Below are 462 nucleotides of genomic sequence, written 5' to 3'. Positions count from 1 at the left end.
CCCCGGGCCGCCCGAGCAGGTCACCCCGGATCGCCGGGCCGGCCCCTCCCAGACTTTCCCACGGCAGCGCCGCACCCCCGCGCGTGCTGCCGTGTACCCCCGAACAGAGAGGCACTCATCATGCGTACCACTCTGCTGCGTAAGACCGTTCTGACCGCTGCCGGTATCGCCGCCACCGCCGGTGGGATCGCCGGCCCCGCGATCGCCGCGCACGCCACCCCCGCCGAGAAGGCCGCCTCGTCGGTGACCACCGACCGCAAGGGCCACGGCGAGCGCGAACTCAACGTCCGCTACGAGGCCCAGCCGAACTTCTACTACTGCGGCCCCGCCGCCACGCGTAACGCCCTGTCCGTGCAGGGCAAGAACATCGACGTGGACGCCATGGCCCGCGAGATGGGCACCACCGAGAACGGCACCAACTCCATCAACGACATCACCCCGGTGCTGAACAAGGAGACCGGC

General features: G+C 70.6%; 1 protein-coding gene. It reads left to right on the top strand.

The window, feature by feature from the left end:
* Positions 1–120 precede the first annotated feature (120 nt).
* Positions 121–462, top strand: a 342-nt coding sequence (locus tag ACL02O_RS34440; protein ID WP_412822362.1) for a C39 family peptidase, incomplete at its 3' end; no start/stop codon positions are given.

The organism is Micromonospora mangrovicola (assembly GCF_047200535.1).
GTDB lineage: Bacteria > Actinomycetota > Actinomycetes > Mycobacteriales > Micromonosporaceae > Micromonospora.
This window is presented reverse-complemented; position numbering and strand designations above follow the sequence as displayed.